1 protein-coding gene is annotated in these 6,456 nt (G+C 39.7%); it reads right to left on the bottom strand.

The window, feature by feature from the left end; translation table 11 throughout:
• The coding region (locus N5909_RS05965; RefSeq protein ID WP_271630974.1) for an Ig-like domain-containing protein at positions 1-6,315 on the bottom strand (6,315 nt) is incomplete at its 3' end.
• Positions 6,316-6,456: the final 141 nt, after the last annotated feature.

Below are 6,456 nucleotides of genomic sequence, written 5' to 3'. Positions count from 1 at the left end.
GAATGATGTCTTAACTTTTTCGTAGACGTGCTCTGTATCTCCATTTGGAAGTTTCTTAGTTTCTACGAAGCGGTAACCTGGAATATCTTTCTTAGATTGTTCGCCATCTTCACTTGGATTTCCTGGAATTTCGTTTCCTTCTTTATCCTTGAATGATGTCTTAACTTTTTCGTAGATGTGTTTTGTATTTCCTTTTTCGTCTACTTCAGTTTTAACAATCTTGTATCCTGGGATATCTTTAGTTGGTTTAGTTCCATCTTCTGTTGGTGAAAGTGGGTTGCCATCTTTATCAACGAATGAAGTATCAGGACGAACTGTTGGAGTGTAAGTAGCTGTTACTGGTGTACCATTCTTATCTACACGTTTAACGGTTACGCCTGTTGCTTTACCTACGAAGTCAGGTTCTGGGGTGAAGGTTACTTTACCGTTTTCATCGATTGTGTATGTTCCTTCACCTGGTACTTTCTTCTCAGTTGTGCCATCGTCAAATGTTGGTTTAACAGTTTCATCGATTTCAACTGGAACTTCCTTACCGTTGATTGTAACTTTTCCACCTTCAAATGTTGGTGTGCCTTCTTGAGGTTGTCCTTTAGGACCTTCTGATTCAGAATCTTTTGAAGTTGGTGTTACTGGAACGACTACAGGAGTGTACTTAGCTGTGATTGGTGTGCCGTTCTTATCTACACGTTTAACAGTTACACCTGTTGCTTGACCAGTGAATGTTTTCTCTGGGGTGAAGGTTACTTTACCGTTCTCGTCGATTGTGTATGTTCCTTCGCCTGGTACTTTCTTCTCAGTTGTGCCATCTTCGAATGTTGGCTTAACAGTTTCGTCGATTTCTACAGTTTTTTCTTCACCATTTACAGTAACTTTTCCACCTTTAAATGTTGGTGTTCCTTCTTGAGTAGCACCTTGAACATTTGTAGTGATGACATCTGAACTTGTTGGTGTTGCTGGTTTCACAACTGGTGTGTAAGTAGCTTTAACTGGCGTGCCGTTCTTATCTTCGCGTTGAACTGTGACACCTGTTCCTTTACCTGTGAAGTTCTTTTCTGGGGTGAATGTAACTGTTCCATCTGGAGCTACTGTGTATGTTCCTTCACCTTCGATAGTTACTGAATCAACTGGATCTCCTGTTTTCGGATCTACCAATTTAGCTGGTTTATCTTCATCAATTTCAACAGTTTTTTCTTCACCATTTACAGTAACTTTTCCACCTTGGAATACTGGTTTGCCTGTTTGAGTTGAACCTTGGATATCTTCAGTTACTGCGTCTGTTCCTGTTGGTGTTGCTTTCTTAACAACTGGAGTGTATTTAGCTGTTACTGGTGTGCCGTTCTTATCTTCGCGTTGAACTGTAACACCTGTTCCTTTACCTGTGAAGTTCTTTTCTGGGGTGAAGGTTACTGTTCCATCTGGAGCTACTGTATATGTTCCTTCACCTTCGATAGTTACTGAATCAACTGGATTTCCTGTTTTTGGATCTACCAATTTAGCTGGTTTATCTTCATTGATTTCAACAGTTTTCTCTTTACCATCGATTGTTACTGTTCCACCCTTGAATTCAGGTTTACCTGTTTGAGTTGAACCTTGAATATTTTCAGTTACAGCATCTGTTCCTGTTGGTGTTACTGGTTTAACTTCCGGTGTGTATGTAGCTTTAGCTGGTGTGCCGTTCTTATCTTGACGAACTACCTCAACACCTTTGGCTACTCCTGTAAATTGTGGTTCTGGCTTGAATGTTACTGTTCCATCTGGAGCTACTGTGTATGTTCCTTCACCTTCTACAGTGACTGAATCAACTTGTTCTCCAGTTTTTGGATCTACCAATTTAGCTGGTACTGTATCGTCGATTTCAACAGTTTTCTCTTCACCGTTAACCATAGCTGTTCCACCTTGGAATACTGGTTTGCCTGTTTGAGTTGCACCTTGAACATCTACAGTTTTAGCTGGTTCTGCTGTTGGTGTTACAGGTACGATAGATGGAGTATAAGTTGTAGAAACTTTTGTTCCATTTGCGTCCTCTGCTTGAACATCAGCAGGTGTAACATTACCTGTGTAAGATTTATCTGTTGGTGTGAAGGTTACTTCACCTGTTGCTGGATCAATTGAGTAAGTACCTACTGGAGTTACTCCGTCCTCAGCATATGCTGGAGTTGTTTGACCAGCTGGAACTTCATTTCCTTCTTTATCAAGAAGCTTGTAAGAGTTCTCTTTGATTGGAGCAATAGTGTCTCCAGGAGCGAATGTTGGAGTTCCTTTTTGAGTTTCACCTTGGATAGCTTCTGATGTAGCCGGTTCTGCTGTTGGAACTACCGGAGTAATCTTCGGTGTGTAAGTTGTTTCTACAGCTGTACCATTCTTATCTTTAGCTTGAACTCGTACTGGTTGTACTTCACCTGAATATGTCTTATCTGTTGGTTCGAATACTGCAACAGCTTTTCCATCTACAGTTTTAAGAGTGTACTTACCAATTACGTTTCCTTCTGGATCTTTAGCTGGTACTTCAGTAGCTGGTTGTCCATCTTCACCTAGAAGTGTGTAAGTAGCTGGATCGATATCTACAGATTTTTCTTCTCCAGCAATTGTAGTCTTACCAGGAGCAAACGAAACTGTATTTTCTTGAGTTGCACCTTGAACATCGACAGATTTTGCCGGTTCTGCTGTTGGTGTTACACCTACGATTGTTGGGGTGTAAGTTGTCTTAACTTTAGTTCCATTTTTATCTTCAGCTTGTACATTTGCTGGTTGCACTGGTCCTACATAAGTTTTATCTGTTGGAGTGAATGTTACTTCTCCTGTTGTTGGATCAACAGTGTAAGTACCAACCTTGTTTCCATTTGGATCCAAAGCATCAACTGGTCCAGTTGCTTCTGAGCCATCTGGATTCAATAGTTTGACAGAACCCTCTTTGATTGGAACTTCAGAATTTCCTTCTGTAAATGTTGGTGTTCCTTTTTGTATTTCACCTTGAATACCAGTTGAAGTAGCTGGGTCTGCTGTTGGTGTAACTGGAGTTACAGTTGGTGTATAAGTAGTAGTAGCTGTAGCCATTACAGGATTGCCGTCTTTATCTTGACCTACTTGTGCTGTTAGGGATACACCTACTCCTGTTGCAGTTCCTGTAAATGTTGGAAGTGGTTGGAATGTTACTTCTCCTGTTGTTGGATTGATTGTGTAAGTTCCTTGCCCTTCTACGGTTACAGATGTTGCATCAGTTGGTTGTCCAGTAGCTGGATCAACTAATTTAGCTGGATATTGTGCACTTGGTGTTACTGGTGTTGGATTCTCTGTATCTGCACCTGCTGTAAATGTTGGAGTTTTCTTCTGTGCTTTACCTTGTACATCTGTTGATGTTTCTGGATCAGCTGTGATTTCTTTTGGAGTTACCGTTGGAATGTAAACAGCATCCATTGTTTTCTTAGCAGCTGAGTGCGTACCATCATTGATGTTTTCAAGTCCATGTTGATCTGTTAATGCAGTCCATCCAGTTGATTGACCATTTGAGTCTACAGCACGTAATACGATACCATCAGCTTTACCTACGAAGTTAGCTTCTGGAGTGAATATAACCTTGTCATCTGTTACTGTATATGTACCTTGACCTGGAACTTTGAGAGTGTCAACTAGGTTGTCACCATCAACAATTTTTACGCCACCTTGAGCTTTCTTAGTAGTTTCAGCACTGATTACGTTACTTTGTTCGGTGTAGTGAATTTTACCGTATGAGTTGAATGTGGTTTTACCATTGTTTGAACCCAAGTCAGATGCATCGTCACCTAATGGACGTGTTCTGAACTCGATACCAACTGATTGAGTTTCACCTTGTTTACCAGTAGTTTCTTCTTTATCTCCACGAGGAGGTAAAGCAACTTGGATTTGGTTATCCTCAACTTCTCCTGAGAAGGCAATTCCCACTGGTTTTTCAACTTGTTTTCTATCTGTCGCAATACGAGTACGGAAGTTAACTATATCTTTAGTAGTATCAATAACTTGAGTATTACTGAAAACAAGTTCTACTTCTTGGTCTTTTCCTGTTACTTCAACGATATTAGATGCTTCACCTTCATCGAATTTACCGTTGTTGTTAAAGTCGATAAATCCACGCACATAAGCAGGTCCTACTGTACCTCTATAGTTATCATTTCCGTTTGCTGAAGCACGCACTTTAACACGGTATGTGTTATCTGCTCCTTGGACTAATTTAACTTCTGGCTCACCATTATCTACATTAGTGTGAACATTGTCTGGAGCAATAAGTTGAGCCACACCTTCATCTCCTTGCTCTTTTGTATCATCTGAATCGATTCCACGTACTCGTGTACCAGATACTGAATCAATATCCGCTTTGACAGTCCCTAGGTAAGGTTGCTGAATTTGGTTAATTTGACCTGTTTTATAATCTTTAGATTGTGTTCTTATGTAGTGTTCAGCTGCTCCATATGATTCTGGAAGATCTCCAAAGTCAGAGAATTTAATACCAATCATAGATGACTGTTCACCAGAAGACATAATATAGAAGCCAATTTCAGAAACATTTGCAGAGGACACAATTGGAGTTGCTGAACGTGTGTTCATGTATCCTCCAAAAACTTGTGATCCTAAACCTGCAGTTGCTGCATCTTTAGTAGCAAACATTTTGCCATCAAGAGCATTTCGCAACTCTTCTGTAGTCCATTTGTTTAAATTTCCACCCCACTCATTTAATCTATTAAATTTAGGATGTGGTTTATACATGTCAGTATGACCATTAGTAGAACCAACAACTCCTGCTAGGTCCCAAGGTGTCCCGTTAGTTGTATAGATTTCTGTCTCTAAATCACCGATATCTTCACCTGATGTCATAACGATACCAGGTTTCACAGGCTTACCATTATATGTAGCTTCAATATTAAACTTGATACCAACGATTTGTCCTTGGCGACCAACACCCGTATCATCTGTACCTGATATAGTTGTTTTTGAGTTACCTGTATCTAATCCAGCGTTTTTAACGTGTGTATAACCAGTTTGTTTATTACCACTAATACCTGTAGAATATGGATTTTTGGTAACCTGGTTAAAGATATTTTCTTCGTTCGGTTTATATGATGATTCATACTTAGTTCCCGCTACACGGTTTTTATAAATTTCTGTTGCATGGAATGGTTTTAATTCCTTAACAGTCATTTTAACGATATAACCAGGTATCAATTCTTTTTCATAAACTGAACCTACCTGAAGTTGACCATTAGCTTTGCGATTTGTCCATGCCGCAGCATCTCCAAAATCCAACCATTGAATTTGATTGTTTAGGTTTTTAATGGCTTTGTCATCATCTGCATTGCCCTTGATATATTTAGGAGCTTCTTCTAGAGATTTGTAACCATTTTGTTCTAACCACTTGGCACCTGATTCTGCTGTTGCATCTTTAAGCGCTGTTGTTTGAGCATCTTCCAAGTTTACTGCAAACTTACCATCACGGCCGATTCCTGCGTTTTTCAATTCATTGTAAACTGCAAGGATTGATTCGTTAAGACGAGCCAATTGAGCATCTACTTGTTCTTTTGTTACACTCTTATCAGCAAGAAGAGCCTTAGTTTCAGTAAGAACTGCTTGGTTTTTAGCTACTGCTGCTTCAACAGCTGCTTTGTTTTCTTCCTTCACTTCCTTCTTAGAAAGTTCAGATTTTGCAAGTCTGTTTGTTACATCTGCTTCTGATGAAGCTTTGTCAAGCGCTGATTTAGCTTCTGAAAGAGTTTTTTCTGCTGGAGTAGCTTTCTTTTCAGCTTCTGCTTTAGCCACTTCTTTTTCAGCTGCTTGTTTTTTATCGAAACCAGCAGTATTTGATTCAGTAACTGCAGTACTTAATGCTGATACAGTCTCTGCTTGAGCATCTACATCAGCTTGACTAGCATCTGCTTTTGCAAGAGTTGCTTTAGCCGCTGCCAATACTTCCTTAGCTGAGCTTACTACTGTAGCATCTGCATATTTAGCAGTTGAAAGTTTAGACTCCAAAGTAGCAATACTTGCTTCTAGGACAGCTTTATTTACTTTTTTAGCTTCTTCTGCTTTAACCTCTGGCTTAGCTTCCTCTACTTTAGTTTCTGGCTTAACGGCTTCCTTGTCTTTATTAGAATCCGCTTGATTTGCTGGGGCAGTAGCTGCTGCTACAGACGCTTCAGCACCTTGAACTTCCGTTGCTGATACCGCACCATTTCCAAGGAACATCAAACCAGCTGCAATTGCTACTGATGCTGCTCCAAAGCTATATTTCCGGATACCATAACGGATGTACTTTTCTACTCTAAAATCTTGTTGTTGCTTGCCTTTCATTTAGACCCACAACCTCCTTTTTTATTTTGATGTCGATTTACAAGTTATTGATATCGAAAACTCACAGGTAACCTCAGATGAAACAAAAGATGTTAGAAGTGAAGCTTGATATCATAAAATTTTCTACAACATACAACTTTA

The organism is Streptococcus gwangjuensis (assembly GCF_028156745.1).
Taxonomy (GTDB): Bacteria; Bacillota; Bacilli; order Lactobacillales; family Streptococcaceae; genus Streptococcus; species Streptococcus gwangjuense_A.
Note: the sequence above shows the minus strand (reverse complement) of the source record. Positions and strands in the feature narration are given on the sequence as shown.